The sequence below is a fragment of the Streptomyces sp. NPDC057002 genome (genome assembly GCF_042673825.1).
Lineage (GTDB): Bacteria > Actinomycetota > Actinomycetes > Streptomycetales > Streptomycetaceae > Streptomyces.
The window spans coordinates 145,603-171,856 of sequence record NZ_JBHURZ010000002.1 but is presented as its reverse complement, the minus strand read 5'-3'; the positions used below and the strand labels follow the sequence as shown (position 1 = coordinate 171,856).

Genomic DNA, 26,254 nt, shown 5'->3' with positions numbered 1-26,254 from the left:
TTGCGCGGGGACGAGGCCGGGTGGAAGGCTGGAATCAGGCACCGGCTCGGGGAACGGGCCCGTCCCCACCCCCTGGAGGTACCCGTGAACAGGTCCGACGGTTGGGGAGACGATGTCTACCAACCGGATCAAGACGAGCAGCGAGAGGACACGGGGCTGCTCGACGCCGAGGACACCCTGGTGGACGACGGCGTCGACGATCCCCTGGACCGCGGCTGGTCCCCTCCCGAGCGGCCCTGGGCCGTCGAGCATCTCGGTGTGACGGCGGCCGAGCGGCGCGCGGGCGAGACGCTGGACCAGCGGCTCGCCGAGGAACTGCCGGACGCCGCCGCCCCCGACGGTGACGGTCTCGGGGACTGCCAGGGCACCGACGGGGAACTCCTGGACAACGAGGTCGGCGACGCCCGCTCCGGCCGGCTGGTGGCGCCCGACGAGGGCGCGCACGAGGACGAGGAGAGCGCGCTGGTCGCCATGGACGTGGGCATCGACGGCGCCGCGGCGTCGGCCGAGGAGGCCGCCGTGCACGTCGTCGACGAGGACACCCCGTCCGGCTGATCGCAGCACCGCCCGAGCCGCACGAGGAGCATCCATGCAGCAGGACAAGCACCCCGACTACCACCCCGTCGTCTTCCGCGACCGGACCGCCGGGTACGCCTTCCTGACCCGGTCCACCGCGACCAGCGGCGAACGCATCGAGTGGGACGACGGCGAGACCTACCCGGTCGTCGACGTGGAGATCTCCTCGGAGAGCCACCCCTTCTACACGGGCAAGGCCCGCACGGTGGACTCGGAGGGCCGGGTCGCCCGGTTCGAGCGGCGGTACGGCGGCGCCTGACCCCGACCGGGAAGCGCCGCTCAGATGACGTTGAGCGCCGCCGCGCAGCCCACGCCGCCCAGCAGCATGAACACCGGCATCAGCACCCTGAGCTCGACCCAGCTGCCCGCCCGGAACCGCAGGGCCTTCGGCGGCCCCAGCGGGTACCAGCGCTTGCGCCCCACCGGTATGGGCCACAGGATCGGGCACCCGGACACCGTGAGCGCGTCCCCGATGTCATGGACGATCGCCCCCAGCACGACCGGCAGCCCCAGCCACAGGTACTCCTGCCCCGGCGCCGTGAACAGCCAGTCCGCCCCGTTGCCCGGCTTGTCCAGGACCCCCGCGAGGATCCACGCCGTGGTCGCGGCCAGCAGCCACACCAGGACATCGCTGCTGGAGCCGCGCGCCGCCCGCCACAGCAGACCCTCGATGGCCAGGACCAGATGCACGAAGAGGATCGCCAGCACGCCCCACCGGTCGCTGGTGATCGCCACGACCGAGGTGCCCGCACCGATCAGGACCGCCCACAGCCAGGTGTGCGTGAGCGTCCGGTGCCCCCCGGAGCGGCGCGGGTCGCCCTGCTTCTTCGTCGCCTTGTAGACGGCGTACGACAGCTTGTCCACGATCTCGCACAGCCAGCGTGACAGCGGTCCGAAGGACCGGGAGATGGTGGCCGCTTTGTGGTCGAGGTCCGGGGCGAGGGCGGCACCGGCGCAGATCAGGGCACCCACGAGGAGGACGGGCCAGGGCATCGGATGCCCGGCCGCGGCGGCCGCCGCGCCGACGCCGAGCCAGGCGGCGGCGCCCGACAGTGAGTGTGCTGGTCCCATCATGGCCGTTGCCGCCCCATTCCTCGTGTGCCGCTGTCCAGTTGACCGGGTGCGCTGACGTGTCGTCGGCGACCCAGCGTAGCGTTCGTGATCTTCGGGCCCGCAGCCGATTCCCGCATCGGGCATCAGGCCAGGCAAGATGGGGACGTGACCCTCATCGATCAGCTGCCGCGGACCCCCGACCCCGACGCCTTGTACGAAGCCTTCGAGTCATGGGCCGGCGAGCGGGGTCTCACGCTCTATCCCCACCAGGAGGAGGCGCTGATCGAGGTGGTCTCCGGCGCGAACGTGATCGTGTCGACGCCCACCGGTTCCGGCAAGAGCATGATCGCGGCGGGTGCGCACTTCGCCGCGCTGGCCCGCGACGAGGTCACCTTCTACACGGCTCCGATCAAGGCGCTGGTGTCGGAGAAGTTCTTCGAACTGTGCAAGATCTTCGGCACGGAGAACGTCGGCATGCTGACCGGCGACGCGTCCGTCAACGCCGACGCCCCCGTCATCTGCTGCACCGCCGAGGTCCTGGCGTCGATCGCGCTGCGCGACGGCAAGGACGCGGACGTCGGCCAAGTCGTGATGGACGAGTTCCACTTCTACGCGGAGGGCGACCGCGGCTGGGCCTGGCAGATCCCGATCCTGGAGCTGCCGCAGGCGCAGTTCGTGCTGATGTCGGCGACGCTCGGCGACGTCTCCTTCTTCGAGAAGGACCTCACCCGCCGCACCGGCCGCCCCACCGCGGTGGTCCGCTCGGCGACCCGCCCGGTGCCGCTGTCCTACGAGTACCGCTACACCCCGATGACGGAGACGCTGACCGACCTGCTGGGTTCCCGGCAGGCGCCCGTCTACATCGTGCACTTCACTCAGGCGCAGGCCGTGGAGCGGGCGCAGGCGCTGATGAGCATCAACATGTGCTCGCGTGAGGAGAAGGAGCGGATCGCCGAACTGATCGGCAACTTCCGCTTCACCACGAAGTTCGGCCGCAACCTCTCCCGCTACGTCCGGCACGGCATCGGTGTCCACCACGCGGGCATGCTGCCCAAGTACCGCCGCCTGGTGGAGAAGCTCGCGCAGGCCGGTCTGCTGAAGGTCATCTGCGGCACGGACACGCTCGGCGTGGGCGTCAACGTCCCCATCCGCACGGTGCTGTTCACCGCCCTCACCAAGTACGACGGCACCCGGGTACGCACGCTGCGGGCCCGGGAGTTCCACCAGATCGCGGGCCGCGCAGGACGGGCCGGTTTCGACACGGAGGGCTTCGTCGTCGCGCAGGCGCCCGAGCACGTCGTCGAGAACGAGAAGGCGCTCGCCAAGGCGGGCGATGATCCGAAGAAGCGCCGCAAGGTCGTCCGCAAGAAGGCGCCGGAGGGCTTCGTCGCCTGGTCGGAGCAGACCTTCGAGAAGCTCATCGGTTCCGAACCGGAGCCCCTGGCCTCCCGGTTCCGGGTGACGCACACGATGCTGTTGTCGGTGATCGCCCGTCCCGGCAACGCCTTCGAGGCGATGCGCCGGATGCTGGAGGACAACCACGAGCCGCGCAAGCAGCAGCTGCGGCACATCCGCCGGGCCATCGCGATCTACCGTTCGCTGCTGGACGGCGGCATCGTCGAGAAGCTCGACCAGCCGGACGCCACCGGCCGCATCGTCCGCCTCACCGTCGACCTCCAGCAGGACTTCGCCCTCAACCAGCCGCTGTCCACGTTCGCGCTCGCCGCGTTCGAGCTGCTGGACCCCGAGTCCCCGTCGTACGCCCTCGACATGGTGTCCGTCGTGGAGTCGACGCTCGACGACCCGCGGCAGATCCTCGCCGCCCAGCAGAACAAGGCGCGCGGCGAGGCCGTGGCCCAGATGAAGGCGGACGGGGTCGAGTACGAGGAGCGCATGGAGCGCCTCCAGGACATCACGTACCCGAAGCCCTTGGAGGAGCTGCTCTTCCACGCGTACGACACCTACCGCAAGAGCCACCCCTGGGTCGGCGACCATCCGCTGTCGCCGAAGTCGGTCATCCGCGACATGTACGAACGGGCGATGTCCTTCACGGAGTTGGTGTCCCACTACGAGCTCGCGCGCACCGAGGGCATCGTGCTGCGCTATCTCGCCAGCGCCTTCAAGGCCCTGGACCACACCGTCCCGGACGACCTCAAGTCCGAGGATCTGGAAGACCTGATCGCCTGGCTGGGCGAGATGGTGCGCCAGGTCGACTCCAGCCTGCTGGACGAGTGGGAGCAGCTCGCCAACCCGGCGGAGATGACCGCCGAGGAGGCCCAGGAGAAGGCCGACGAGGTCAAGCCGGTCACCGCCAACGCGCGCGCCTTCCGCGTGCTGGTCCGCAACGCCATGTTCCGCCGGGTCGAGCTGGCCGCCCTCGACCAGGTCGAGGAGCTGGGCGAGATGGACGCGGAGTCCGGCTGGGACGCCGACGCGTGGGGCGAGGCGATGGACAAGTACTTCGACGAGTACGAGGACCTCGGCACCGGCCCCGACGCCCGCGGCCCCAAGCTGCTGCTCATCGAGGAGGAGCCGGAGAGCGCCCTGTGGCGGGTCCGGCAGATCTTCCACGACCCGAACGGCGACCACGACTGGGGCATCAGCGCGGAGGTCGACCTGACCGCCTCCGACGCGGAGGGCCGCGCCATCGTCCGCGTCACCGACGTCGGCCAGCTCTGAACGGCCGGACCGCAGCGAGCACAGGAGAATCCCACCCATGACCACGAACCCGGCCGAGAGACTCGTCGACCTGCTCGACCTGGAGCAGATCGAGGTCAACATCTTCCGCGGCCGCAGCCCGCAGGAGTCCCTCCAGCGGGTCTTCGGCGGCCAGGTGGCGGGCCAAGCCCTGGTCGCCGCCGGCCGCACCACGGAGGGCGACCGCCCCGTGCACTCGCTGCACGCGTACTTCCTGCGCCCGGGCATCCCGGGTGTGCCGATCGTCTACCAGGTCGAGCGGGTGCGCGACGGGCGGTCCTTCACGACCCGCAGGGTCACGGCCGTCCAGCAGGGCCGCACGATATTCAATCTCACCGCCTCCTTCCACAAGCCGGAGGAGGGCAGCTTCGAGCACCAGCTGCCGCCGGCCCGCAAGGTCCCGGACCCGGAGTCGCTGCCCACGGTCACGGACGAGATCCGGGAGCATCTGGGCGCGCTGCCCGAGCAGTTGGAGCGGATGGCCCGCCGCCAGCCCTTCGACATCCGCTATGTGGACCGGCTGCGCTGGACCGCCGAGGAGGTCGAGGACTCCGAGCCGCGCAGCGCCGTGTGGATGCGCGCGGTCGGACCGCTGGGCGACGACCCGCTCGTCCACACCTGCGCCCTCACCTACGCCAGCGACATGACCCTCCTGGACGCCGTCCGTATCCCGGTCGAGCCGCTCTGGGGCCCGCGCGGCTTCGACATGGCGTCACTGGACCACGCGATGTGGTTCCACCGCCCGTTCCGCGCCGACGACTGGCTGCTGTACGACCAGGAGTCGCCGATCGCGGTCGGCGGCCGCGGTCTGGCCCGGGGCCGGATCTACGACCGTGAGGGCCGGCTGGTCGTCTCGGTCGTGCAGGAAGGACTCTTCCGCAAGCTGGACTGACGGTCCGCGGGCCGGACCGTCACGGGTTTCCGCCGCTTGGGGGCACGCGCGCTTCGGCACTCCGTTCGCGCCCGTGCCCCGATCCGGTGACCATGGCAGGAGGAGGCACCGCCGGCGTCACACGCCCGCCGATCCGGGAGGTGGCCACGCTGCACACCGTGCTCCCCGTCCTCTTCGCGATCTGCGCGGCCTTCAGCAATGCCGTCGCGACGGTGCTGCAGCGCAAGGCGGCGCTCACCGTGCCGCGCTCCGAAGGCTTCCGGGCCGGGCTGATGCTCGATCTGCTGCGCCGGCGCGTCTGGCTGGCCGGCATCCTCGCGGTGATCGCCGCCGCCGTCTGCCAGGCGCTGGCGCTGGCGACCGGGCCGCTGACGATCGTGCAGCCGCTGTTCGTGCTGGAGCTGCCGCTCACCCTCATCGTCGCCTCGCTGCTGATGCACCGGCATCTGCCGGGCGTGGGCTGGCTGGCCGTGGCGGTGGTGGTGGCCGGTCTTGCGGTGGCGCTCGCCGCCGCGTCCCCCTCGGGCAATCGCACCCATGTGGAGCTGGACCGCTGGATCCCCGCGCTGGCCGTGTGCGCGGGAGCGGTCGTCGCCCTCGCTCTCGCCGCCCTCAAGCGCCCGGAGGGCCGCGCCCGGGCGGCCTGCCTGGGTGCCGCGACGGCGATCAGCTACGCGGTGACCGCGGCCCTGATGAAGGCCGCCACCCACATCCTCGACGACCAGGGACTCGTGGCCTTCCTCACCGCCTGGCAGACCTACGCCTTCGCCGCGACCGGCGTGTGCGCGCTGTTCCTGCTGGAGAACGCGATGCAGGCCGGTCCGCTGGTCGCCTCGCAGCCCGCGCTCACCCTCGGCGACGCGTTGGTGAGCCTCGCCCTCGGCATCCTCCTGTACGAGGAGACGATCCGCTCCGGGTGGTGGCTGCTGCCCCAGCTCTTCGGTGTCGCACTGATCGCCGCGGGGGTGCTCGCCCTGGCGCGGATTCCGCTCACCCAGTCCCTGGTGGCGCCGGGCGAGGAACGTCAGACGGCGGGAGCGCCCTGAGCCGAGGAGGTCACGATGGAGCGTCTCAGCGAGCGGGTGGCGATCGTCACCGGTGGGGCCGGAGGCATAGGGGCCGCGGTGGCGCGTGCCCTGGCGGCCGAGGGCGCCTCCGTGGTGATCGCCGATGTCCGGGACCCGGAGGGGACGGGGCTCGTGTCCGAGCTCGGCGGGCAGGCCCGCTTCCAGCACCTGGACGTCACCAGTGAGGACGATTGGCAGCAGGCCCTGGCCGAGACGGAGCGGGACCTGGGCCCGGTCTCGGTGCTGGTCAACATCGCCGGGATCATCGACTGGGGCACGATGGAGCAACAGAGCCCCGAGTCGTTCCGCCGGGTCGTCGACGTCAACCTCACGGGCGCCTGGCTGGGCATGCGCGCGGCGGCACCCTCGCTGCGCCGGGCCGGTGGCGGCGTGATCGTGAACATGTCCTCCCTCGCCGGGCTGACCGCCTACGCCGGTGTCGGAGCGTACGCGGCCAGCAAGTGGGGCCTGCGCGGCCTGACGAAGGTCGCCGCGCTGGAACTCGCGCCCGACCGGGTCCGGGTCTGCTCCGTCCACCCCGGCGCCATCCGCACCCGGATGACGGCCGGCTTCGGCGACGCGTACACCGCGGGGCAGCCCCTCCCCCGGTTCGGCGAGCCCGAGGAGGTCGCCCGCATGGTGCTCTTCATCATCACCGAGGCGACCTTCTCCACGGGCTGCGAGTTCATCGTGGACGGCGGCATCCTCGCCGGGGCACCGGCTGTTCTGACTCCCACGGACTGACCTGGTGTTCTACATCTGACTGACTCCCACAGACTGATCCGGTGTTCCAGAGAGCCCTGCCGGGTCACCGGCCCGGCTGGCACTGCGGGCACCACACCGTGCCTCGGCCTGCCATCCGGGTCCGGCGCAGGCCGGTGCCGCAGCGTGGGCACCTCGGGTCGAGGTCGTCGCGGTGGCCGGTCAGCCAGGAGTCACGCGGCGGGACGCAGCCGGCGGTGACCGACGAGCGCAGGGTGCGGCGCATCTGGCTGTACAGCCGGCGACGATCGGCCTGGGTGAGATCACGTGCCGGGCGGTCGGGGCGCAACCGCGCTCGCCACAGGATCTCGTCGGCGAGCAGATTTCCGAGACCCGCGAGAACGGACTGGTCGGTGAGCGCGGTCTTGAGATGCCCCCGGCGTGCGGACAGGACGGCCTCGAAATCCGCACGCTCCACCGCCAGCGCGTCGGGGCCCTGCCCCCGGAGCAGCCGATCGATGTCGGAGTCGTCGCCTGCCAGCCAGAGTCCCTGGAGTTTGCGCTGGTCACGGAAGCGCAGCTGGCGGCCGCCGCTCAGCGTGAACAGCACACGGTCGTGCGCCTCGACGGCATCATCGGGATGACCGCAGACCAGTCGGCCGGTCATGCCGAAGTGCAGCACGAGGGTCGGGCCGGCGCGGGTGCGGGCGAGCAGCCACTTCCCGTGCCGCTCCGGTGTGCCGAAGCGCCGGCCCTCCAGCGCGTCACGCAGTCGCCGGGCACCGACCCCGTGCAGCACGCCCGCGTCCCGCACGTCGACATGCCGGACGACCCGACCCGTCGCGCAGGACTCGAGCACCTGCCGGAAGCCCTCGACGTCGGGGAGCTCGGGCATCTCCGGCGCGTCAGGATTCCTGCAGGACGGACAGCACGTTCCCCGCGGGGTCGGTGAACCAGGCGATCAGCGGGCCGCCGCCGCGGAAGATGCCCTTGTCGTCCGCCTTGAGGTGGTCGTAGTGCTGGAACCGGACTCCTCTCCTGCTCAGCTCGTCGACGGCGGCCTCGATGTCGTCGACGGGGAAGTTGAGGATGGTGTACGTCGCCGGGGTGTGGTCCTCCTTGGGGTAGACCAGGGTGTCCCGGTCACCCGCGATGTGCAGGAACAGCAGGCCGTTCTCCTCCGACACCCGGAGTCCGAGCGTTTCGCCGTAGAACGTCCTGGCCGCGTCGATGTCGTTCACCGAGAACCCGCTGAACGCCTTGGTCGTACCGAACATGATCGCCTCCTGGAATCATCTCCTCAGAATTTCGACCGGGACGCATCCGGAAACTCATCGCTTTTCACCCCGAACGTCGCCGGCCTCTGCGCTGCAGCCATCCCAGGAGGCCGTGTGCAGGGGTGCGGTCCGAGCTCTCGGGCCGGTTTCCGGCCGGAACCGGGGGTGTCCCGCCCGGCTCCGGCGTCGAGGGTGATGTCGGGGCCGGACGCGGTGCCGGGTGCCGGCTGCGCGCCGTCTCCATCGTGTGGGCCAGGTCCGCGCGGAACCAGGCCACTTCGTCCGGCTCGCCGGCCGTCATGAGCGTCTCGGCCAGTTCGGCGGCGGGTGAACCAGGGGTGCCGTGCACCGGGAGGCGAGGACGGCGGCGGTTGAGGTGGGCGCGCTCGTAGGGGTCCGCCACGACCTCCGCCACGTCGATGGGGTCGAGGAGACAGGCGACGGCTGCCGCGTGGGCCCAGGCGTCGTCCCCGGCCTGCCGCGTCAGGAATCCGATGTGGCGTCCCCGCCAGTTGCGGGGCCGCCGGTCCAGGCCGTCCTTCTGGCCTTCCCGGATCTGTGCGGGTGTGCGCCCCTTCAGCAGCCGGGCGTTGCTCTCCTCTGCCGCGAACTGCCTCAGTTCCTCGGCCAGATACAGCCAGACGACCGCCCGGTAGCGGTTCAGGTAGAACGTGACCGGCACGAGCAGGCCGTAGCGGGCGAGACTCGTGAATCTGGCGGGCGTCACGTCCAAGAGCTCGGCGCCCTCATGAGTGCCGGCGGTCGCGACGCGTTCGCGCAGTTCGTCCGGGAAGCCCTCCCCGGCGCGCAGCCGGTCGATCTCCGCGCGTGCGACGCGCAGCCCTCCGCCGCCTTCGTCGGGAACGGTCCGGATGAGCCCGAGATTCACCGCGAGGTCGAACTCACCACGCTTGAGGTCGAGTTCGCGGGCGGCCCGGCTCGGGGCGCAGGTGAGGCGGTCGGATTTCGCGATGGTGCCTGACATGGTCGGTCTCCCCCGTGGAGTCGGCGGCTCACGCCGTGTGCGGTCGCCGTGAGAAAACCGTAACCGCTTCGGCGCACTGCGTGACGAGCCTGTGGATAACTCCGCGAGGGGAGACAAATGTGCAGGTCAGGCGTCTGTGGTCGGCTTCCGCTCCGGCTGGCGGGCATCCACGTCGAGATGCTCGCCGACCCGGTTCACAAGAAGTGTCATCTCGTACGCGATCTGACCGATGTCGGCCTCGGCGCCGCTGAGGACGCACAGACAACTGCCCGTGCCGGCGGCGGTGACGAAGAGCACCGCGTCATCGAACTCGATCATCGTCTGCCGTACGCTGCCCGCGCCGAAGTGCCGTCCCGAGCCCTTGGCCAGGCTGTGCAACCCGGACGACACCGCCGCGAGGTGCTCCGCGTCCTCGCGGCGCAGTCCCGTGCTCGCCCCGGTCACCAAGCCGTCGTTGGACAGGACCAGTGCGTGCCGCACCTGGTGGACGCGCTCGGTCAGGTCGTCCAGCAGCCAGTCGAGTCCCTGGTTCTGCGCCATGTTCCGATCTCCCCGTTTTCTCCCCGTGCGATTCTCCTCCTGGCCGGAGGATCTCCACGCCAGCCTTCCCCACGACCGCTGCCGGGGCAAGGAGGATGGGAGCCATGGCAGAGAAGATGACCGATGCGCAATGGCGGGAGTTCGTTTCCCACGGCACCCGCACCGCGAAGCTCTCCACCGTCAGGGCGGACGGGAGTCCGCACGTGGCCCCGATCTGGTTCCTGCTGGACGGGGACGACGTGGTGTTCAACACCGGCAAGAACACCGTGAAAGGGCGCAATCTCGCCCGTGACGGCCGCGTCGCCCTGTGCGTGGACGACGACCGGCCGCCGTACTCCTTCGTCGTGTTGCAGGGCCGCGCCCGGATCTCGGAGGACCTCGACGACATAAGGCACTGGGCCACCCGCATCGGCGCCCGGTACATGGGCGAGGAACGCGCCGAGGAGTTCGGCGCCCGCAACGGCGTCCCGGGTGAACTCCTCATCCGTGTCGCCGTCGACCGGATCCTGGCGGAGCGGGATGTCGCGGACTGACCACGGGAGATCTCCGTGTCTCCGGTCAGCCGACCGAGTCGAGGAGCCGGGCGGTGTGCATCCGCCCGGCGTACTCGACCAGCCTGATCAGCACCTCCTTCCCCGAGTCGCGGTCCCGGGCGTCGCACAGCACCACGGGCGTCCCCCGGTCGAGGTCGAGGGCGCGCGAGACGTCCGGGGCGCCGTGCTGCCGGGCGCCCGGGAAGCAGTTGACGGCCACCACGAACGGGATGCGCCGGTGCTCGAAGTAGTCGACCGCCGGGAAGCAGTCCTCCAGGCGGCGGGTGTCCGCGAGCACCACCGCGCCGAGCGCCCCTTGTGACAACTCGTCCCACAGGAACCAGAACCGGTCCTGGCCCGGCGTGCCGAACAGGTACAGGGAGAGACCGGACCGGATGGTGATGCGACCGAAGTCCATCGCGACGGTCGTGGTGGTCTTGTGGTCCACGCCGTCGGTGTCGTCCACCGACTGCCCCGCTTCGCTGAGCAGTTCCTCGGTGCGCAACGGCCGGATCTCGCTGACGGCGCCCACCAGCGTGGTCTTGCCCACGCCGAAGCCGCCCGCGACCAGGATCTTCAACGCCAGTGCGGCGGAGTCGCCGTCCGGGGCGTCGGAGTGCTCGGAGACCATCAGTCACTTCTCTCGTGTCGGGGGGGTGTGCGTTCATCTGCGGCGCTCTGCGTCTACAGCGCCCTGAGTCCCGCGATCACCTCGCGCAGGATCCGTTCGTCGGGCAGCTGGGCCGGCGGTACGGGGCGGCTGACGGTGACGCAGCCTAGTTCCAGGAGGTCGCCGAGGAGGACCCTGATCACCCCCACGGGCAGGTCCGCTCCGGCGGCGAGTTCGGCGACCGACTGGGTCTCCGTGCGGCACAGGTCGAGGAGGGTCCGGTGTTCCGGGCCGAGCGGGGCGTCGTCCACGCCTGGCGCAGCGGGGTCAAGGGTCACCAGGGCGATCAGGTCGAACCGCACACCGGTGGGGCCGGGCCGGGTGCGTCCGCCCGTCATGGCGTAGGGGCGGACGAGAGGGCCGGCCTCGTGGTCGTACCACTGGCTGCCCTGCTCGCTCAGGGTGCCCGTCATGTCCTCGGTCATCTGCGCGGACCGCACTCTCGGCTCATCCGGCGGCGGGTGGCCGGGCGCCGGCGCGGGGCGCCGTGCCGAGGTGCTCGCCGACGCGCTTCACCAGGCGGGCCATCTCGTACGCCACAAGGCCGATGTCGGCTGTCACGGCGGTGAGAAGGGCGAGGCAGGAGCCGTCGCCGGCGGCGGCCACGAAGAGGAATGCGTCGTCCATCTCCACCATGGTCTGGCGGACACCGCCGGCGCCGAAGTGCCGTCCCGCTCCCTTGGCGAGGCTGTGGAAGCCCGAGGCGACCGCTGCGAGGTGTTCGGCGTCCTCGCGCCGGAGGCCGGTCGAGGCACCCACGGCGAGGCCGTCGTTGGAGAGGACCACGGCGTGCCGTATGTCGCTCACGCGGAGCACCAGATCGTCCAGCAGCCAGTCGAGTTCGCCGGAGCGCCGGGCGGAACGCGTGCTCGAGTCCTGGATCATGCGGGGTCTCCTTCGCTGCTGTCTCTGCCCGTCGCGGGGCCGGGAGTGGTGCCGCGGCCGGGCCGCCTGCCGCCGCCGCGTGCCCAGCCGTCGCGGTACGCCGCCATGCGGTCGCGTACGACTTCGGGGGTGCGTTCGTCGTCCCGGGGGGCCGGCGTCGGCGGCGGTTCCTCGGGACGCCCCTCGCGCAGTTGGGGGGCGAGACTGGCCTGGCGTACGCGACGCGGGAGGTCCTCGGAACCTTCGGGCTGCTCCTGGGGTCGGTGCAGTCGCAAGGTGGCGACTCCTGGGGGTGGGGTGTGGTTCGTGGTCTCGGCCGCGGCGGGTACGGGAGCCACGAGGGCGCGCCGGTCGGCCGGTGCGGGGACGACGTCCTGGAGCGGGGTGTCGTCGGGCACGCGCGCGTAGGCGCGTTCCTCGGGCTGTCGCGCGTGTGCCGCCTCACCAGGGGAACGTTCCGTCGCCCCGGAGTGCAGGAGGGCGGTGGGCAGCAGGACGACGGCGGTCGTGCCGCCGTAGGGCGAGGTCTTCAGGTGGACCTTGACGTCGTGCCGGGCGGCGAGCCGGCTGACCACGAACAGGCCGAGCCGGTCGCTGTCGAACAGGTCGAGCGCCTCGGACTGCTCGATGCGGCGGTTGGCTTCGGCGAGGGTCTCCTGGCCCATGCCGAGGCCGCGGTCCTCGACCTCGACGGCGTAGCCGTTGCCGACGGGTTCACCGGTGACGCGCACGCGCGTGTGCGGCGGTGAGAACTGGGCGGCGTTCTCGATGATCTCGGCGAGCAGGTGGGTGAGGTCGGCCACGGCCGTTCCGATGACGGCCGCTTCGGGGAGTTGCCGTACCTCCACGCGCGCGTAGTCCTCGACTTCGGAGACGGCCGCGCGGACCACGTTGGTCAGGGCGACGGGCATGCGCCAGGCCCGGCCGGGGGCGGCTCCGGAGAGGATGATCAGGCTCTCCGCGTGGCGTCGCATGCGGGTGGTGAGGTGGTCGAGGCGGAAGAGGTCGCTCAGTTCGTTCGGGTCGTCGGAGCGGCGTTCCATGCTGTCGAGGAGGCTCAGCTGCCGGTGGACGAGGATCTGGCTGCGGCGGGCGAGGTTGACGAAGACGCCGGAGATGCCGCTGGCGAGCTCGGCGCGCTCCACGGCGGCCCGCAGCGCGGCGCGGTGGACCGTGTGGAGCGCTTCGGCGACCTGCCCGGCCTCGTCCTCCGCGGGCGCTCCCGGCGGCGCCTCGGCACGGACGTCGATCTCCTCACCCGCGCGCAGTCTCCGCATGGCCTCGGGGAGTTTACGCCGGGCGATCTCCAGGGCGCCGTTGCGCAGGCTCACCAGTTCCACCACCAGGCCCCGTCCGATGCGTACGGAGATGACGAGCGAGGCGGCGACGGCGGCGAGACCGAGCAGGACGGCGGCACCGGCCGGGGTGAGCAGTCCTCGGGTGAACGGGTCAGCCCGTTGCGCGACGCCGCGTGCCGCGTCGTCCTCGATGGCGCGCATGCCGTGCTGCACGCGCGTGTGAGCGGTGTTCCAGGCGCTCTCGGGCGCCGCCTCGACCGCCTTTGCGCCGGGCCCGCGGGCGAGGATCCGGTCCTCGGCGTCGCCCAGGCCCGCGTAGGCGCTGCTGTCGGCGAGGGCGTTCCACGCGGAGCGTTCGGTGCCGCGCAGGTCGGCGACGGCCGATCCGGTGAGGGTGCGGCGCAGGTCCACGGCGCCGGTGAAGAGCCGGAGCCGCTCCCCGGTCAGGGTGCCGGACAGCCGGGCACTCGCCAGCACCGCGTCCTCCTGGGCCAACGCCTCGCCCGCGCGGGCGAATTCGAGCAGCACGCGCGCGTCGGAGCCGAGGTCGGCGTCCTGGATGCCGGTGAGGGCACCGCCGGCGCCGAAGGCCGCCGAGATGCTCCTGGTGTAGCGGCTGTACGTCTCGGCCCAGCCCACGCGCCGGTCCCGCACCGCGGTCCGCAGCGGCCGCAGTTCCTCGGTGCCGGTGACGAACGCCTCCAGCCGGCCGGCGACTCCGGCGGGCAGTTCCTCGCTGTCGGCGACGGTGTTGCCCTCGCCGAGCCGCAGTGTCGCGACGGCGCGGTCGGTGCGCCGGGCGAGCTCGTCCAGTTCGCCGGACGGTACGGCCGACGGGTCGGTGGCGTGGCGTACCGCGGCCGCGCGCTCGGCCTGGAGGGCGGCGACCGCCGCGGAGACGGGGGCGCGGACCGTGGCGTCCACGCGCTGGACCTGCCGCAGCCGGGAGACATCCTGGGCGGTGGTGACGGTGGCGTAGGCCCACAGGGCCAGGAGGGAGACGACCGGCACCATCAGCAGGCAGACGATCTTGGCGCGCACGGTGCGCGGGCGTATGTGCCAGCGCTCCGCGCGCGTGACCTCCCCGTCCGGTACGGCGCCCGAAGGTGCCTCCGGGCCCTCGTCGGCCGGTGGCCCGGCGTGCGCGCGGCGACCGCGCACGGGCGGGGGCGGCGCCTCGGCGCCGGTCGTGGGACTCCTACGGGGTGTACGCATGGACTCCTCGCTCGGGAGTGGTCGGGGGCGTGCCGGGCGTCGCGACGCCGCGGAGATCCATCCGGAGCCCTCTAGGGGGCGACGCTCTCGACCGGCCGCTGGGCCGAGGCGGACGCCTCGCGCTCGCCTGCCGTCGGCGAGAGCGCGACGAAGGCCGAGGTCAGGAAGAGGTAGGACCCGAGGCCGACGGCGAGGGGGAAGATGAACTGCATCGCCGTGGCCCCGGGCAGTACCGCCCCGGAGGGCGTGACCCGCACGCTCACCGCGAACATCCCGGTGTAGTGCATGCTGCTGACGGCCGCGCCCATGATCAGGGAGGCGATGGTGACCGCGACGGGCGACTTGATGTTGAGCGCCGCCCACAGGGCCGCCGTCGCAGCGACGACGGCGATCAGCACGGAGAGCCCGACGAGCAGCGGGTCGTAGGTCACGTCGCCGTGCAGGCGTACGGCCGCCATGCCCAGGTAGTGCATGCTCGCGACGCCGAGGCCGGTGGTGAGGCCGCCGAGGAAGAGGGCCCTGCCGCGGTCCCGGCCGTAGCCGACGGCGAAGACGCCGGCGCACACGACGACCATGGCGACGAGCAGGCTCAGCAGGGTGAGCGGCACGTCGTAGCGGATGTCGGTGCCGGTGACGGCGAACCCGAGCATGGCCACGAAGTGCATGGTCCAGATGCCGGTGCCGATCGCCGAGGCGGCGGTGACGAGCCAGTTGCGGCGCGAGCGGCCGGTGGCGGCGAGGGCGCGGACGGTGCAGCGCAGTCCGAGCGCGGCGCCTATGCAAGCCATCGCGTACGACAGCGCGGGGGTCAGCCACCCCAGGGCGGCGTGGTCCAGGTGTCCCATGGCCCCGGGACGCTAGACCCGGAAAGGGCGCACGAAGGGGGCGCATTTCGAAAGGTGTTGGAATATGACGCAAGGATGTATCGGAACGATCGCGTCACGCTCGAACGTGTGCACAGAGGCGTCCATCCGCGTCGGTGAGGAATCATGCACTACATGAGCGACGACCAGACGCGTGTCCAGGAGTTCTTCACACCTCGTGCCGCCGACTGGGACAGCAAGTTCCCGGACGACGGTCCGGCCTACGCGGGGGCGGTCGCCGAGCTCGGACTGCGCGAGGGCGACCGGGTGCTCGACGCCGGATGCGGCACCGGACGGGCCCTGCCCCCGCTGCGTGCCGCCGTGGGGCCCTCGGGAGTGGTTCTCGGGGCCGATCTGACCCCGGCCATGCTGCGGGAGGCCGTACGGGCCGGACGGGACCGCGACGGGCAGCTGCTGCTCACGGACGTCGCCGCGCTGCCCTTGCGCTCGCGGTCGCTGGACGCGGTGTTCGGGGCGGGCCTCGTCTCGCACCTGGCGAGTCCGGCCGAGAACCTGCGCGAGCTGGCGCGGGTGGTGCGTCCCGGTGGTGTGCTGGCGCTGTTCCATCCGATCGGCAGGGCGGCACTGGCCGCACGCCACGGCCGCCCGCTCACCCCGGACGACCTGCGCGCCGAGCCCAACCTCCGCCCGCTGCTGGCCGGTTCCGGGTGGCGCATGACGTCGTACGCCGACGATGACACCCGCTTCCTGGCGCTCGCCGTCCGCGAGGACTGAGCCGCCGCGTCACCCGGCCTCGGTGTCCCCCTCCGCCGGGTGCCGCACGGGGCAGCCCCGGAGGCCCGGGACCGGTCGCGTGCCGAGGTCGGCGAGCCGGTATCCGTACGGGTAGCCCTTGATCTCCCAGTTCTGGCGGGCGAAGTGCGGGGCGCGCCGGGGCGCCATCAGCCGGACGGCGCGCCCCCGGAGCCGTACCGCGCGACGCACCCACGCGCGCGTGGCGGCGCTCGGCGGGGTGTAGCGGAAGGCGTGCAGGAGCGGGTCGTCGAGCAGCGCGAGGGTGGTGGTGCGCAGCAGCGGTGCGAGCGGGCGCGGGTACCAGGACGCCATCAGGTCGAGCGTGGCGTCCGAGACCCGCCGGGCTTCCGCGTCCCAGGCGAAGTGGGCCGCCTCGTAGTCGTCGAGGCAGGTCTCGAACTCCTCGTAGGTCTCGGGGATGTCCTTGATGCCCATGTGCCGGCCCAGCGTGCCGTAGTGGACGGCACTGGCGACGATCTCGTGGCGTGACATCCTGCGCCACCCGTAGGCGTCGATCCACCGTTTGGGCATCACGACGAAGGTGCAGAGCACATAGCGCATGTCGTCGTCGCTGATGTCATAGCCGCGGTGCATCTGGTTGATGCGGCGGATCGCGGTCTTCCCCTGGGCGCTGCCGAAGCCGTGCTCGACGACGGCGTCCAGGAGCAGCGAGGTGTCGTCGTAGCGCTTCTGGGTCCGCTCCGTGAGCTCCGCGGTCTCCGCGAGCAGCCGGCCGATGCTCGGGACGGCGTAGGTGCGGTACAGGGCCAGTTCCAGGGCACGGGTGAAGTCCCAGGGGAACTCGTACGCGACGCTCAGCCGGTAGATCTCCGTGGCCTCCCGATACGGGTCCATCCGCCGGATCCGAACCAGCCGGTCGAAGCGCTTCACCGTGCCGTCCCCCTTCTGTCACAGGTTCTCCAACTTTACGTTGGTGGCCGGGAGATGAAAGATCAGACGCAACAACCGCACAGGGGGAAGGTGGTCCATATGTGGGGCAGGTTCCGCAAGGCCGGGGGAAGAGTCGCCGAGGCCTTGCGCACGGAGACCAAGGCCGACGGGGACAAACGTCCACACAACCTTTTCGAGGCTGCCGCAGTCTATGTCGCGGCGTGCGCGGAGGACGACCAGGAGCGGGCGGACGAGGCGTCCCGCTGGGTGTCGCCGGAGGCGCTGTCGTTCGGGGTGAACGAGCTGGCCTGCCGGGCCGTCATCGCGCTGGCGCGGGAACGCGGCGAGTCTCCGCGGACCGTGGCCCGTGAGTTGCTGGGGCTGCCGACGGCGTGACGAGCACGGCCCGGACGGCCGATTCGCCCCGTCCGCCGGAAAACTGCAGCTCGGGTGCGCTTGCCAGGGCCGTGACAAGCGGCTTCCGCGCGCACTAGGGTGCGCGCGATTGGACGAACGATGGGGAGGCTGGGATGGCCGGGACGGACGAGGACGCCGTCGCCGCCGCGGACGATGCGCTCTATGTGCTCACGGCGGTACTGCTGACGCCTGCGAAGTTCCCGAGCGTCCTGGGCGACGACTATCCGGAGGCGTGCGGGGCGCTCGGTCTCGCACCGCTGGCCGACGGGTACGGGCTGGTGCTCGGCCAGGACGGCGACGGCTCCCGGTGGACCGTCGCCATCGACGACGTCTCCCTGGTCGCCGTCGCGATCGCGTCCTGGGACTGCGGCATGGAGTACGAGCTGTCGCCCGACGAGCGCTCGGTCGTCGCGGCCCTGCCCGGCTGGCCGCTCGCGGTCGCCGTCGCGGCGCCCGGGGTGCCCGCCCCGCACGACCCCGGCCCGGAGGACGACGACCGGCCGCCGCTGGCTCCGCCGGACACCACCGTCTGGGGGCCGGCTCAGCGGCGCCTGGGCGCGGACGAGATCGCGCTGCAGTGGGCGACATGGCGGGAGCAGGTGAACGACTCGGAATTTCCGGCGGCGGGGGCGCCCGGGCCGTCGGGGTCGCCGGAGTCCTCGGGAGCACCGGAGTCCTCGGGAGCACCGGAGTCCTCGGGAGCGCCGGAGTCCCCCGAGGTATCGGATTCCTCGGCTGTATCGGGCAACGAGGGCGAGGCGGCCGACGCTTCAACAGCGAGCGGGGGGAACGGCCGCCTGGGCCACAGCGGCATCCGGCGGGTCCTCGCGGAGGCCCGCACCTACATCGACTCGCCGCCGCCGCTGGGCCGGGTCCGGTCGTCGTTCGCGACGAGTGACGCGCGGATCCTGCGGGCGGACGGTCCGGGCTGGTCACTCGTGGCCAGGACCGACGACATGGCCTTCGTGCTGCTCGACGAGGAACCCGGCGAGGTCCTGCCGGTGGGCCGGGGGCCGGAGCTGCCGGGTCTCCTCGAGGCGCTCGACAAGATGGCCGTACGGCCGAACTGATCCGGCGACGGTCTTCGGCCGCGCCGGATCAGCGCCTCAGCGACCGAGCTCCTTACGGGTGGCGCGGCGCAGCCTGCGCCGCTGCGACGGGTCCAGCGTGAGATACGCGGCGGCCGGGACTCCCAGGATGATCAGGAGCGATGCCCACCAGGGCAGCCAGATCAACAGGATGAGCCCGGCCGCCACACCACCCGCGGCGATCTTGGCGTTCTTGGACATGTCTGTCGCCTCCTTCGCGGCCACTGCCGCTCTCTGTCTCGAAAACGGGTCCGCGCTTGTGGCGGTTCCTGACCGCGCCCCTGAGACATCCCTGAGGTGCGACCCCTACACACCCCTGACCTCCTCATAGTGACCCAGGTCACACCATAGTCATACCCGTGTGCGCCAGACGTGCTGTACCCTCGGCGACTCCGATCCGCTAGTCAAGTTTGAGGAATCAGCCATAGCCGAGCACCCGACTCCCCCGGCACTCTCCTCCTCACCCTCCTCCACGCCCTCCACCACCACCTCCGCACCGACCTTCGTCTCTTCCGAACTGGCCCACTGCCGCACCGTGTTCCTGCCCGGCGACCCGGCCCGCACCGGCGGCATCGCCTTCTGGCGGCCCGACGGCGAGGCCCTGCCGGCCGTGGCATCGGCGTCCGCCGCGAACCTGACCGTCGTCGTGCCCGGCGGCGACGGAATCGGGGCAGAGAGCGTGCCCGCCGTCCTGGTGCCGGTGCACGCGGCCCTGCCGGTCCTCACCCGCGCGCGGGTGAGCGCGCGGGGGCACCGTTCCACCGTGTTCTGGGGCGCCGCGGCCGTGCACGCCCTGCACCTCGTGGCGCGCGGGCTGCTGTTGCCGGGGCTCTCCCCGGACGACCACGACGCCTGGCGCACGGGTCCCCTGCGCGCCCAGGACGTCGAGGCCGTACGCCGGCTCGCCGCCGCGATGCCGCCCGAGGCGCACGCCGTGCCGCTCGCGGGCCCGGGGCCGCTGCGGCTGCCCGACCCGGAGCGGCTCCTGCGTGCCTTCCTCGATGCCGTCGCCGACACCCTGCCCCGCTCCCCCGCCGCGCCGCTGGTGACCGGCGGTCCCGCCTACGCGTCGCCCGAGCCGGTGCACCTGCCCGAGCAGCGCGCCTGGGCCGCCGACGTCGCCGCGGGCCACGACGCGGGCGTGCGGCTGTCGCTGCGGATCGAGGCGCCCGGCCTGACGGACGCGGTGGCCGACGCGGACGTGACGTTCCGGGCCGTGCTCCAGGTGCACAGTGTGAGCGACCCCGCGCTGGTCGCGGACGCCGCTGACGTCTGGGCCGGTGCCAGGGGCGAGGCCTTCGGCCCGCGCGCGCGGATGGACGCCCTGCTCGCCCTGCGGCGCGCGGCCCGGGCCTGGGCCACGCTCACGCCGCTGCTGTCGGCGACCGTGCCGGACGCGGTCGAACTCGCCGACGACGAGGTCACCGAGCTGCTCGGCGCGGGCGCCCGTGCCCTGGCGGCGGCCGGAGTCGACGTGCACTGGCCGAAGGCACTGACCCGCGAGCTCACCACGCGCGCGGAGGTGGGGCCGGTGGGGACCTTCGGCGACGACGCGGACGAGCAGGGGTCCGGGTCCGTCGCGGCCGTGCCGTCGTTCCTGTCCGCCGACGCGCTGCTGGCCTTCAACTGGTCGTTCGCGCTGGGCGACCGGCGGCTGAGCCGCGAGGAGCTGGACCGGCTCGCCGAGGCCAAGCGCCCGGTGGTGCGCCTGCGTGACCAGTGGATCCTGATCGACCCTCAGGAGGTACGGCTCGCCCGCTCCCGGCAGGACCACAAGGTCACACCGGTGGACGCGCTGGGCGTGGCCCTGACGGGCTGGGCGGAGGTGGACGGCAGCCGGGTCGAGGTGCGGCCCACCGGGTGGCTGGCGGCCCTGCGGGAGCGGCTCGCGGACCCCGAGGCGCAGCAGCCCGTGGAGCAGCCCGCCGCCCTCGCCGCCACCCTGCGGGACTACCAGCGGCGGGGCCTGAACTGGCTCGCCGGTATGACGTCCCTGGGCCTCGGCTGCTGTCTCGCCGACGACATGGGGCTCGGCAAGACGATCACGCTGATCGCCCTCCACCTCCACCGGCAGAGTGACCCCGAGTCCGCCGGACCCACCCTGGTGGTCTGCCCGACGTCCCTGATGGGCAACTGGCAGCGGGAGATCGAGCGGTTCGCGCCCGGCACCCCCGTGCGGCGCTTCCACGGAGCGCGGCGCAGCCTCGACGACCTGGCCGACGGAGAGTTCGTGCTCACCACGTACGGCACGATGCGCCTGGACGCCCCCCGGCTCGCCGGGGTGCCGTGGGGCATGCTCGTGGCGGACGAGGCCCAGCACGTGAAGAACCCGTACTCCTCGACCGCGCGGGAGCTGCGTGCCATCCGCGCACGCGCGCGCGTGGCGCTCACCGGCACCCCGGTGGAGAACAACCTGTCGGAGCTGTGGGCCATCCTCGACTGGACCACTCCGGGGCTGCTGGGCCGGCTCGGCACCTTCCGCAGGCGGTACGCGGAGGCCGTCGAGGGCGGTCAGGACCCGGCCGCCGCGGACCGCCTGGCCCGGCTCGTACGGCCGTTCCTGCTCCGCCGCCGCAAGGCGGACCCGGGGATCGCGCCCGAGCTGCCGCCGAAGACCGAGACCGATCACGCCGTGTCGCTCACCCAGGAGCAGACGGGCCTGTACGAGGCGGTGGTGCGCGAGGCGCTGGCGGAGATCTCCGGCGCCGGCAGCATGGCTCGACGCGGTCTGATCGTGAAGCTGCTGACCGGCCTCAAGCAGATCTGCAACCACCCGGCGCAGTACCTCAAGGAGGAGCGCCCGGTGATCGCCGGACGCTCCGGGAAGCTGGAACTGCTGGACGAACTGCTCGACACGATTCTCGCCGAGGAGGCGGGCGTGCTGGTCTTCACGCAGTACGTCCAGATGGCCCGCCTGCTCGAACGGCATCTGGCCGCCCGGGGCACGCCCTCGCAGTTCCTGCACGGCGGGACGCCCGTCACCGAGCGCGAGGCCATGGTGCGGCGCTTCCAGGACGGCGAAGTGCCGGTGTTCCTGCTGTCGTTGAAGGCGGCGGGCACCGGTCTGAACCTCACCCGGGCCGAGCACGTCGTGCACTACGACCGCTGGTGGAACCCGGCTGTCGAGGCGCAGGCCACCGACCGTGCCTACCGCATCGGCCAGACCCGGCCCGTACAGGTGCACCGGATCATCGCGGAGGGAACCATCGAGGACCGCATCGCCGAACTGCTGGTCCGCAAGCGGGAGCTGGCGGACGCCGTCCTGGGCTCCGGCGAGGCGGCGCTCACGGAGCTGACGGACGCGGAACTGGCGGAACTGGTCGAACTGCGAGGGGCGCGATGACCCGGCACGACGGTGACATGGAGCGCACGTTCGCGGCACTGCCGCCCGCGCACGGGCGCGGCTTCGCGCAGACCTGGTGGGGCCAGGCCTGGCTGAAGGCACTGGAGGACACGGCGCTGGACTCGGCGCAGCTCAAGACGGGCCGCCGGCTCGCCCGCGCGGGGGCGGTCGGCGCGGTGTCGGTGCGCCCGGGACGGCTCACGGCCGTCGTCCAGGACCGCGACCGCACGGCGCACCGGGCCGATGTCCTGCTGGAGGAGCTCTCGCCCGAACAGTGGGACCGCTTGCTGGACATGACGGTGGAGCGGGCCGGGCATGTGGCGGCGCTGCTGGACCGGGAGATGCCGCCGCACCTGGTCGAGGACGCGGCGGCCGAAGGCGTCGAACTGCTGCCCGGCCTGGGCGATCTGGAGCCGCAGTGCGACTGCGGTGCCTGGGACCACTGCGGGCACACGACGGCGCTCTGCTATCAGGTGGCGCGGCTGCTGGACCAGGATCCGTTCGTCCTGATGCTGATGCGGGGCCGCGACGAAGCCGCCCTGCTGGACGATCTCCAGACCCGCGGCGACGGATCCGCCGCGGAGTCCTCCGGTCCTGAGGGTGTGGACGCGGATGAGGCGTACGCGGCCGGTGACATCCTGCCCCCGCTGCCGGCCCTGCCCGGGCTCCCCGACGAGCCGGGGGTACCGCCGTCCCTGGACACCGAGACGCCGCCCGCGCCCGGCATCGACCCGGCCGCGCTGGAGTTCCTGGCCGCGCGGACCGCCGTACAGGGCCACCGTCTGCTCGCGGAGGCCCTCCGGGGCGCCTTCGAGGCGGAGCTGACGGTGGCGCAGGACGCGGTGCGGCTGGCCGCGGGCGATCCCGGAGGCGATGTGGCGGACCGTCTCGCCGACGGGTCGGGACGCGGCCGGGAGGGCCTCGAAGCGGCGGTCCGTGCCTGGCACCTCGGCGGTACGGCCGCGCTGGCCGTGCTCGACGAGGAGTGGCGGGTGGAGGGCGAAGCGCTCGCACGCGCGCGTGCCGCCCTTGAGTCGGCCTGGGATACGGACGAGCGGCCGGAGGTGCGGGCGCGGGCCAACCGGTGGACGGTCGTCGGCGCACCGGTCCAGCTGCGCCTCGGCCGGGACGGCCGTTGGTGGCCGTACCGCGAGGAACGCGGCCGCTGGATGCCGGCGGGAGGCGCCGCACAGGATCCGGCGACGGCCCTGACATCGGTGGAGCCGGCCACCGGAGACGGAGCCGCACCGGAAGAGGTGCCCCTACGGCAGTAGCTCGCCGGCATCCAGGGACGGGAGGAGCGATTCGAGGTCGCTGGGCAGCTCGCTCGGCAGTCGGCTCGGAAAGCCCGACGGCAGCCGGGTCCGCAGCTCGCTGGGCAACGCGGTGGGCAGTTTCGTGGGGATGCCGTAGGACGGGCCAGGGGTGCGGCTCGTGCTCCCGGCGGGCGGCTCCCGGTCCGGCGAGCCGTCGCCTCCCCTGGCCATCAGCACCACCGCGCACACGGCTGCGGTGGCCACGAGCACGGTGAGCAGGATGAACAGCGGATTCCGCCGCTGAGGCGGTACGGGCGGCAGGGCCATACCGACCAGGGTCACCGTGCACCGCTCAAGGCGCGAGCGGTGCACGGGAGTTGATACGGACTCATGGCGTGGATCGCATGATTCCGTGGCATTCCAGGCAGTACGGCCGACACACGCACAGGCGCACGCCCAGGCACGCGCACACGGTCACGCGTGCACGCGCGCGTGGGCTCAGCCGCGCGCCCCCAGCAGGTGGTCCATCGCCAGCTGGTCCAGGTGCTCGAAGGCCATGCCGCGGGCGGCGGCCGCGTCGACGTCGAAGGCCTCGAACGCCGACCGGTCGGCGAGCAGGGCCTGGAGGCCGTCCGCAGCGGTGGGCTGGGCCAGCTCGTCCAGGCGGGCCGCGCGCAGCGCCTCCTGGACCTCCGGGTCGGCGCGGAAGGCCGCGGCGCGGTCCTTGAGGATGAGGTAGTTGCGCATGCAGCCGGCCGCCGACGCCCACACCCCGTCCAGGTCCTCGGTCCGCGGGGGCTTGAAGTCGAAGTGCCGCGGGCCGGTGTAGCCGGCCGACTCCAGCAGGTCGACCAGCCAGAACGCGGCGCGCAGATCGCCGGCGCCGAAGCGCAGGTCCTGGTCGTACTTGATGCCGGACTGGCCGTTGAGGTCGATGTGGAACAGCTTGCCCGCCCACAGGGCCTGCGCGATGCCGTGCGGGAAGTTCAGCCCGGCCATCTGCTCGTGCCCGACCTCGGGGTTGACGCCGTACAGCTCCGGACGCTCCAGGCGCTCGATGAACGCCAGCGCGTGGCCGACGGTCGGCAGCAGGATGTCGCCGCGCGGCTCGTTCGGCTTGGGCTCGATCGCGAAGCGCAGGTCGTACCCCTGGGAGGTGACGTACTCGCCGAGCAGGTCGAAGGCCTCCTTCATCCGGTCCAGGGCCGCGCGGACGTCCTTGGCGGCCCCGGACTCGGCACCCTCACGGCCGCCCCAGGCCACATACACCTGGGCACCGAGCTCGGCGGCGAGGTCGATGTTGCGGATGGTCTTGCGCAGCGCGTAGCGGCGCACATCGCGGTCGTTGGCGGTGAACGCGCCGTCCTTGAAGACCGGATGCGTGAAGAGGTTGGTGGTCGCCATCGGGACCTTCATGCCCGTGGCGTCCAGGGCCTGCCGGAAGCGCTTGATGTGGGCCTCGCGCTCGGTGTCGCTCGAGCCGAACGGGATCAGGTCGTCGTCGTGGAAGGTGACGCCGTGGGCGCCGAGCTCGGCCAGCCGCTGCACCGACTCGACCGGGTCGAGGGCACGCCGCGTGGCGTCGCCGAAGGGGTCCCGTCCCTGCCAGCCGACGGTCCACAGGCCGAAGGTGAACCTGTCCTCGGGGGTGGGCTGGTAGCTCATGCCGCGGCTCCTCGCTCGCTGAGACTATTTCGTCATGGCGATTTACAAATTAGTATGCGAGCACCTCTCTGGGAAGAGACAAGGTGTCTCGGAACGAGAGAAGCAAGACCGGAGAAGGACGAGAGCAGAGGGAGAAGCCCGATGTCAGCAGCCGAGGGTCCGCTCGTCGTCGGCGTGGACTCGTCCACCCAGTCCACCAAGGCGCTGGTCGTCGACGCGGCCACCGGCCGGGTCGTGGCGAGCGGCCAGGCCCCGCACACCGTCTCCTCGGGGGCCGGCCGCGAGAGCGATCCGCGCCAGTGGTGGGACGCGCTGTGCGAGGCCCTGCGCCAGTGCGGTGACGCGGCGCACGAGGCCGCCGCGGTGTCGGTCGGCGGGCAGCAGCACGGACTGGTCACCCTGGACGACCGGGGCGAGCCGGTGCGTCCGGCTCTGCTGTGGAACGACGTGCGCTCGGCGCCGCAGGCACGCCGGCTGACGGAGGAACTGGGCGGCGCGAAGTTCTGGGCCGAGCGCACCGGAAGCGTCCCCGCCGCCTCCTTCACGGTCACCAAGTGGGCCTGGCTGGCGGAGCACGAACCGGAGGCGGTCCGGGCCACGAGGGCCGTGCGCCTCCCCCACGACTACCTCACCGAGCGGCTCACCGGGCAGGGCACGACCGACCGCGGCGATGTCTCCGGGACGGGCTGGTGGGCGTCCGGGACGGAGTCGTACGACGAGGAGATCCTGGCGCACGTGGGGCTCGACCCGGCCCTGCTGCCCCGCGTGGTCCGGCCCGCGGAGGTGGCGGGCACGGTGCACAGCCACGATCTGCCGTTCTCCAAGGGCACTCTGGTCGCACCCGGGACCGGCGACAACGCCGCGGCGGCGCTGGGCCTCGGGCTGCGTCCGGGCGTGCCGGTGATGAGCCTCGGCACCTCGGGCACGGTGTACGCCGTGTCCCGGCACCGGCCCGCCGACCCGACCGGCACGGTGGCGGGCTTCGCCGACGCTCGCGGTGACTGGCTGCCGCTGGCCTGCACCCTGAACTGCACGCTCGCCGTCGACCGTGTCGCGACGCTGCTGGGCCTGGACCGCGCTGCCGTGGAACCCGGTACGGGCGTCACCCTGCTGCCCTACCTGGACGGCGAGCGCACCCCCAACCTGCCGAACGCCTCCGGCCTGCTGCACGGCCTGCGTCACGACACGACCGGCGGCCAGCTGCTCCAGGCCGCATACGACGGTGCCGTGCACTCCCTGCTCGGCGCGCTCGACCTGGTCCTGGACCAGGACGCAGACTCCTCGGCGCCGCTGCTGCTGATCGGCGGCGGCGCCCGGGGCACGGCCTGGCAGCAGACCGTACGCAGGCTGTCGGGGCGTCCCGTGCAGGTGCCCGAGGCCAAGGAACTGGTGGCGCTCGGCGCCGCCGCGCAGGCGGCCGGGCTGCTGACCGGGGAGGACGCGGCGGCCGTGGCGCGCCGCTGGGACACGGCGGCCGGGCCGGTGCTCGACGCCGTCGAGAGGGACGAGGAGACGCTGGCCAGGATCGCCGGGGTACTCTCCGACGCGGCCCCGCTGCTGGAGCGGCCCACCGACACCCACTGAG

General features: G+C 72.3%; 27 protein-coding genes. 13 read left to right on the top strand and 14 right to left on the bottom strand.

The window, feature by feature from the left end:
* Positions 1 to 84 precede the first annotated feature (84 nt).
* A complete protein-coding gene (locus ACFT32_RS08910; RefSeq protein WP_382487415.1) occupies positions 85 to 555 on the top strand; it encodes a DUF5709 domain-containing protein in 471 nt (156 codons plus the stop codon).
* Positions 556 to 589: 34 nt separating this feature from the next.
* Positions 590 to 835, top strand: a complete 246-nt coding sequence (locus ACFT32_RS08905; RefSeq protein WP_184599177.1) for a type B 50S ribosomal protein L31 — start codon at positions 590 to 592, stop codon at positions 833 to 835.
* A 20-nt stretch (positions 836 to 855) separates the two neighbouring features.
* On the opposite strand, the gene ACFT32_RS08900 is transcribed toward ACFT32_RS08905, so the two are convergent.
* Entirely contained in the window at positions 856 to 1,650 is a 795-nt protein-coding gene (locus ACFT32_RS08900; protein ID WP_359895097.1) for a metal-dependent hydrolase, read from the bottom strand.
* 144 nt (positions 1,651 to 1,794) lie between these two features.
* On the opposite strand from ACFT32_RS08900, the gene ACFT32_RS08895 reads away from it, so the two are divergent.
* The 4 genes from ACFT32_RS08895 (at position 1,795) to ACFT32_RS08880 (ending at position 7,029) form a co-directional block, all read left to right on the top strand.
* A complete protein-coding gene (locus ACFT32_RS08895; protein WP_382487413.1) occupies positions 1,795 to 4,308 on the top strand; it encodes a DEAD/DEAH box helicase in 2,514 nt (837 codons plus the stop codon).
* Positions 4,309 to 4,345: 37 nt separating this feature from the next.
* Complete coding sequence (locus tag ACFT32_RS08890) at positions 4,346 to 5,218, top strand: acyl-CoA thioesterase (RefSeq protein WP_382487411.1); 873 nt, start codon at positions 4,346 to 4,348, stop codon at positions 5,216 to 5,218.
* A 149-nt stretch (positions 5,219 to 5,367) separates the two neighbouring features.
* Positions 5,368 to 6,264 (top strand): DMT family transporter, encoded by an 897-nt coding sequence (locus ACFT32_RS08885; RefSeq protein ID WP_382488824.1) that lies wholly within the window; start codon positions 5,368 to 5,370, stop codon positions 6,262 to 6,264.
* Between the two features lie 15 nt (positions 6,265 to 6,279).
* Entirely contained in the window at positions 6,280 to 7,029 is a 750-nt protein-coding gene (locus ACFT32_RS08880; protein WP_382487410.1) for an SDR family oxidoreductase, read from the top strand.
* Between the two features lie 64 nt (positions 7,030 to 7,093).
* Here ACFT32_RS08880 and ACFT32_RS08875 read toward each other — a convergent pair whose 3' ends face one another.
* The 4 genes from ACFT32_RS08875 to ACFT32_RS08860 all read right to left on the bottom strand — a co-directional run bounded on the left by ACFT32_RS08875 (position 7,094) and on the right by ACFT32_RS08860 (position 9,789).
* Entirely contained in the window at positions 7,094 to 7,882 is a 789-nt protein-coding gene (locus ACFT32_RS08875; protein ID WP_382487408.1) for an Fpg/Nei family DNA glycosylase, read from the bottom strand.
* A gap of 10 nt (positions 7,883 to 7,892) precedes the next feature.
* Positions 7,893 to 8,264, bottom strand: coding sequence for a VOC family protein (locus ACFT32_RS08870; protein ID WP_382487406.1), 372 nt, complete (start codon positions 8,262 to 8,264; stop codon positions 7,893 to 7,895).
* A gap of 64 nt (positions 8,265 to 8,328) precedes the next feature.
* Positions 8,329 to 9,249 carry a DUF6397 family protein gene (locus tag ACFT32_RS08865; protein WP_382487404.1) on the bottom strand — a complete coding sequence of 307 codons (921 nt, stop codon included), beginning with the start codon at positions 9,247 to 9,249 and terminating at the stop codon, positions 8,329 to 8,331.
* 126 nt (positions 9,250 to 9,375) lie between these two features.
* Complete coding sequence (locus ACFT32_RS08860) at positions 9,376 to 9,789, bottom strand: roadblock/LC7 domain-containing protein (RefSeq protein WP_189724347.1); 414 nt, start codon at positions 9,787 to 9,789, stop codon at positions 9,376 to 9,378.
* Between the two features lie 104 nt (positions 9,790 to 9,893).
* Between ACFT32_RS08860 and ACFT32_RS08855 the strand changes: the two genes are divergently transcribed.
* Complete coding sequence (locus ACFT32_RS08855; RefSeq protein WP_382487402.1) at positions 9,894 to 10,322, top strand: PPOX class F420-dependent oxidoreductase; 429 nt, start codon at positions 9,894 to 9,896, stop codon at positions 10,320 to 10,322.
* 25 nt (positions 10,323 to 10,347) lie between these two features.
* Here ACFT32_RS08855 and ACFT32_RS08850 read toward each other — a convergent pair whose 3' ends face one another.
* The 5 genes from ACFT32_RS08850 to ACFT32_RS08830 all read right to left on the bottom strand — a co-directional run bounded on the left by ACFT32_RS08850 (position 10,348) and on the right by ACFT32_RS08830 (position 15,235).
* On the bottom strand, positions 10,348 to 10,953 hold the full coding sequence (locus tag ACFT32_RS08850; RefSeq protein WP_382487401.1) for an ATP/GTP-binding protein: 606 nt from the start codon (positions 10,951 to 10,953) through the stop codon (positions 10,348 to 10,350).
* Positions 10,954 to 11,006: 53 nt separating this feature from the next.
* A complete protein-coding gene (locus tag ACFT32_RS08845) occupies positions 11,007 to 11,417 on the bottom strand; it encodes a DUF742 domain-containing protein (RefSeq protein ID WP_382488823.1) in 411 nt (136 codons plus the stop codon).
* Positions 11,418 to 11,439: 22 nt separating this feature from the next.
* On the bottom strand, positions 11,440 to 11,877 hold the full coding sequence (locus ACFT32_RS08840; protein ID WP_382487399.1) for a roadblock/LC7 domain-containing protein: 438 nt from the start codon (positions 11,875 to 11,877) through the stop codon (positions 11,440 to 11,442).
* The gene (locus tag ACFT32_RS08835) at positions 11,874 to 14,390 is read right to left on the bottom strand and encodes a nitrate- and nitrite sensing domain-containing protein (RefSeq protein ID WP_382487397.1); all 2,517 of its coding nucleotides are present in this window, start codon (positions 14,388 to 14,390) and stop codon (positions 11,874 to 11,876) included. Before ACFT32_RS08835 ends, ACFT32_RS08840 begins: the two co-directional genes overlap by 4 nt.
* Before the next feature lie 71 nt (positions 14,391 to 14,461).
* A complete protein-coding gene (locus tag ACFT32_RS08830; protein WP_382487395.1) occupies positions 14,462 to 15,235 on the bottom strand; it encodes an MHYT domain-containing protein in 774 nt (257 codons plus the stop codon).
* Positions 15,236 to 15,388: 153 nt separating this feature from the next.
* Between ACFT32_RS08830 and ACFT32_RS08825 the strand changes: the two genes are divergently transcribed.
* Positions 15,389 to 15,988, top strand: a complete 600-nt coding sequence (locus ACFT32_RS08825; RefSeq protein ID WP_382487393.1) for a class I SAM-dependent methyltransferase — start codon at positions 15,389 to 15,391, stop codon at positions 15,986 to 15,988.
* 9 nt (positions 15,989 to 15,997) lie between these two features.
* Here the strand turns inward: ACFT32_RS08825 and ACFT32_RS08820 are convergent, their stop codons facing one another.
* Positions 15,998 to 16,900 (bottom strand): oxygenase MpaB family protein, encoded by a 903-nt coding sequence (locus tag ACFT32_RS08820; RefSeq protein WP_382487392.1) that lies wholly within the window; start codon positions 16,898 to 16,900, stop codon positions 15,998 to 16,000.
* Positions 16,901 to 16,999: 99 nt separating this feature from the next.
* On the opposite strand from ACFT32_RS08820, the gene ACFT32_RS08815 reads away from it, so the two are divergent.
* Positions 17,000 to 17,296 carry a hypothetical protein gene (locus tag ACFT32_RS08815; RefSeq protein ID WP_382487390.1) on the top strand — a complete coding sequence of 99 codons (297 nt, stop codon included), beginning with the start codon at positions 17,000 to 17,002 and terminating at the stop codon, positions 17,294 to 17,296.
* 134 nt (positions 17,297 to 17,430) lie between these two features.
* A complete protein-coding gene (locus ACFT32_RS08810; RefSeq protein WP_382487388.1) occupies positions 17,431 to 18,387 on the top strand; it encodes a hypothetical protein in 957 nt (318 codons plus the stop codon).
* Positions 18,388 to 18,423: 36 nt separating this feature from the next.
* On the opposite strand, the gene ACFT32_RS08805 is transcribed toward ACFT32_RS08810, so the two are convergent.
* Positions 18,424 to 18,606, bottom strand: a complete 183-nt coding sequence (locus ACFT32_RS08805) for a hypothetical protein (RefSeq protein ID WP_382487386.1) — start codon at positions 18,604 to 18,606, stop codon at positions 18,424 to 18,426.
* 316 nt (positions 18,607 to 18,922) lie between these two features.
* On the opposite strand from ACFT32_RS08805, the gene ACFT32_RS08800 reads away from it, so the two are divergent.
* Both ACFT32_RS08800 and ACFT32_RS08795 read left to right on the top strand, forming a co-directional pair.
* On the top strand, positions 18,923 to 21,748 hold the full coding sequence (locus ACFT32_RS08800) for a DEAD/DEAH box helicase (protein ID WP_382488822.1): 2,826 nt from the start codon (positions 18,923 to 18,925) through the stop codon (positions 21,746 to 21,748).
* On the top strand, positions 21,745 to 23,022 hold the full coding sequence (locus ACFT32_RS08795; RefSeq protein WP_382487384.1) for an SWF or SNF family helicase: 1,278 nt from the start codon (positions 21,745 to 21,747) through the stop codon (positions 23,020 to 23,022). The genes ACFT32_RS08800 and ACFT32_RS08795 overlap by 4 nt, the downstream gene beginning before the upstream one ends.
* On the opposite strand, the gene ACFT32_RS08790 is transcribed toward ACFT32_RS08795, so the two are convergent.
* Both ACFT32_RS08790 and xylA read right to left on the bottom strand, forming a co-directional pair.
* The gene (locus ACFT32_RS08790) at positions 23,011 to 23,331 is read right to left on the bottom strand and encodes a hypothetical protein (protein ID WP_382487382.1); all 321 of its coding nucleotides are present in this window, start codon (positions 23,329 to 23,331) and stop codon (positions 23,011 to 23,013) included. The two genes, ACFT32_RS08795 and ACFT32_RS08790, sit on opposite strands and share 12 nt — an antisense overlap.
* A 171-nt stretch (positions 23,332 to 23,502) precedes the next feature.
* Positions 23,503 to 24,669 carry a xylose isomerase gene (gene xylA, locus ACFT32_RS08785; RefSeq protein ID WP_382487380.1) on the bottom strand — a complete coding sequence of 389 codons (1,167 nt, stop codon included), beginning with the start codon at positions 24,667 to 24,669 and terminating at the stop codon, positions 23,503 to 23,505.
* A gap of 141 nt (positions 24,670 to 24,810) precedes the next feature.
* Between xylA and xylB the strand changes: the two genes are divergently transcribed.
* Positions 24,811 to 26,253: a xylulokinase gene (xylB, locus tag ACFT32_RS08780; protein ID WP_382487378.1), complete on the top strand. Its 1,443-nt coding sequence runs from the start codon at positions 24,811 to 24,813 to the stop codon at positions 26,251 to 26,253.
* The last annotated feature ends 1 nt before the right edge of the window (position 26,254 follow it).

What these genes read in the sequence shown, in the direction of transcription:
- ACFT32_RS08880 (WP_382487410.1), top strand. Translation starts at nt 6,280, where the DNA reads ATGGAGCGTCTCAGCGAGCGGGTGGCGATCGTCACCGGTGGGGCCGGA.
- ACFT32_RS08890 (WP_382487411.1), top strand. Translation starts at nt 4,346, where the DNA reads ATGACCACGAACCCGGCCGAGAGACTCGTCGACCTGCTCGACCTGGAG.
- ACFT32_RS08870 (WP_382487406.1), bottom strand. Translation starts at nt 8,264, where the DNA reads ATGTTCGGTACGACCAAGGCGTTCAGCGGGTTCTCGGTGAACGACATC.
- ACFT32_RS08875 (WP_382487408.1), bottom strand. Translation starts at nt 7,882, where the DNA reads ATGCCCGAGCTCCCCGACGTCGAGGGCTTCCGGCAGGTGCTCGAGTCC.
- ACFT32_RS08855 (WP_382487402.1), top strand. Translation starts at nt 9,894, where the DNA reads ATGGCAGAGAAGATGACCGATGCGCAATGGCGGGAGTTCGTTTCCCAC.
- ACFT32_RS08835 (WP_382487397.1), bottom strand. Translation starts at nt 14,390, where the DNA reads ATGCGTACACCCCGTAGGAGTCCCACGACCGGCGCCGAGGCGCCGCCC.
- ACFT32_RS08865 (WP_382487404.1), bottom strand. Translation starts at nt 9,249, where the DNA reads ATGTCAGGCACCATCGCGAAATCCGACCGCCTCACCTGCGCCCCGAGC.
- ACFT32_RS08790 (WP_382487382.1), bottom strand. Translation starts at nt 23,331, where the DNA reads ATGGCCCTGCCGCCCGTACCGCCTCAGCGGCGGAATCCGCTGTTCATC.
- ACFT32_RS08850 (WP_382487401.1), bottom strand. Translation starts at nt 10,953, where the DNA reads ATGGTCTCCGAGCACTCCGACGCCCCGGACGGCGACTCCGCCGCACTG.
- ACFT32_RS08860 (WP_189724347.1), bottom strand. Translation starts at nt 9,789, where the DNA reads ATGGCGCAGAACCAGGGACTCGACTGGCTGCTGGACGACCTGACCGAG.
- xylA (WP_382487380.1), bottom strand. Translation starts at nt 24,669, where the DNA reads ATGAGCTACCAGCCCACCCCCGAGGACAGGTTCACCTTCGGCCTGTGG.
- ACFT32_RS08900 (WP_359895097.1), bottom strand. Translation starts at nt 1,650, where the DNA reads ATGATGGGACCAGCACACTCACTGTCGGGCGCCGCCGCCTGGCTCGGC.
- ACFT32_RS08805 (WP_382487386.1), bottom strand. Translation starts at nt 18,606, where the DNA reads ATGTCCAAGAACGCCAAGATCGCCGCGGGTGGTGTGGCGGCCGGGCTC.
- ACFT32_RS08840 (WP_382487399.1), bottom strand. Translation starts at nt 11,877, where the DNA reads ATGATCCAGGACTCGAGCACGCGTTCCGCCCGGCGCTCCGGCGAACTC.
- ACFT32_RS08845 (WP_382488823.1), bottom strand. Translation starts at nt 11,417, where the DNA reads ATGACCGAGGACATGACGGGCACCCTGAGCGAGCAGGGCAGCCAGTGG.
- ACFT32_RS08830 (WP_382487395.1), bottom strand. Translation starts at nt 15,235, where the DNA reads ATGGGACACCTGGACCACGCCGCCCTGGGGTGGCTGACCCCCGCGCTG.
- ACFT32_RS08810 (WP_382487388.1), top strand. Translation starts at nt 17,431, where the DNA reads ATGGCCGGGACGGACGAGGACGCCGTCGCCGCCGCGGACGATGCGCTC.
- ACFT32_RS08795 (WP_382487384.1), top strand. Translation starts at nt 21,745, where the DNA reads ATGACCCGGCACGACGGTGACATGGAGCGCACGTTCGCGGCACTGCCG.
- ACFT32_RS08905 (WP_184599177.1), top strand. Translation starts at nt 590, where the DNA reads ATGCAGCAGGACAAGCACCCCGACTACCACCCCGTCGTCTTCCGCGAC.
- xylB (WP_382487378.1), top strand. Translation starts at nt 24,811, where the DNA reads ATGTCAGCAGCCGAGGGTCCGCTCGTCGTCGGCGTGGACTCGTCCACC.
- ACFT32_RS08815 (WP_382487390.1), top strand. Translation starts at nt 17,000, where the DNA reads ATGTGGGGCAGGTTCCGCAAGGCCGGGGGAAGAGTCGCCGAGGCCTTG.
- ACFT32_RS08825 (WP_382487393.1), top strand. Translation starts at nt 15,389, where the DNA reads ATGAGCGACGACCAGACGCGTGTCCAGGAGTTCTTCACACCTCGTGCC.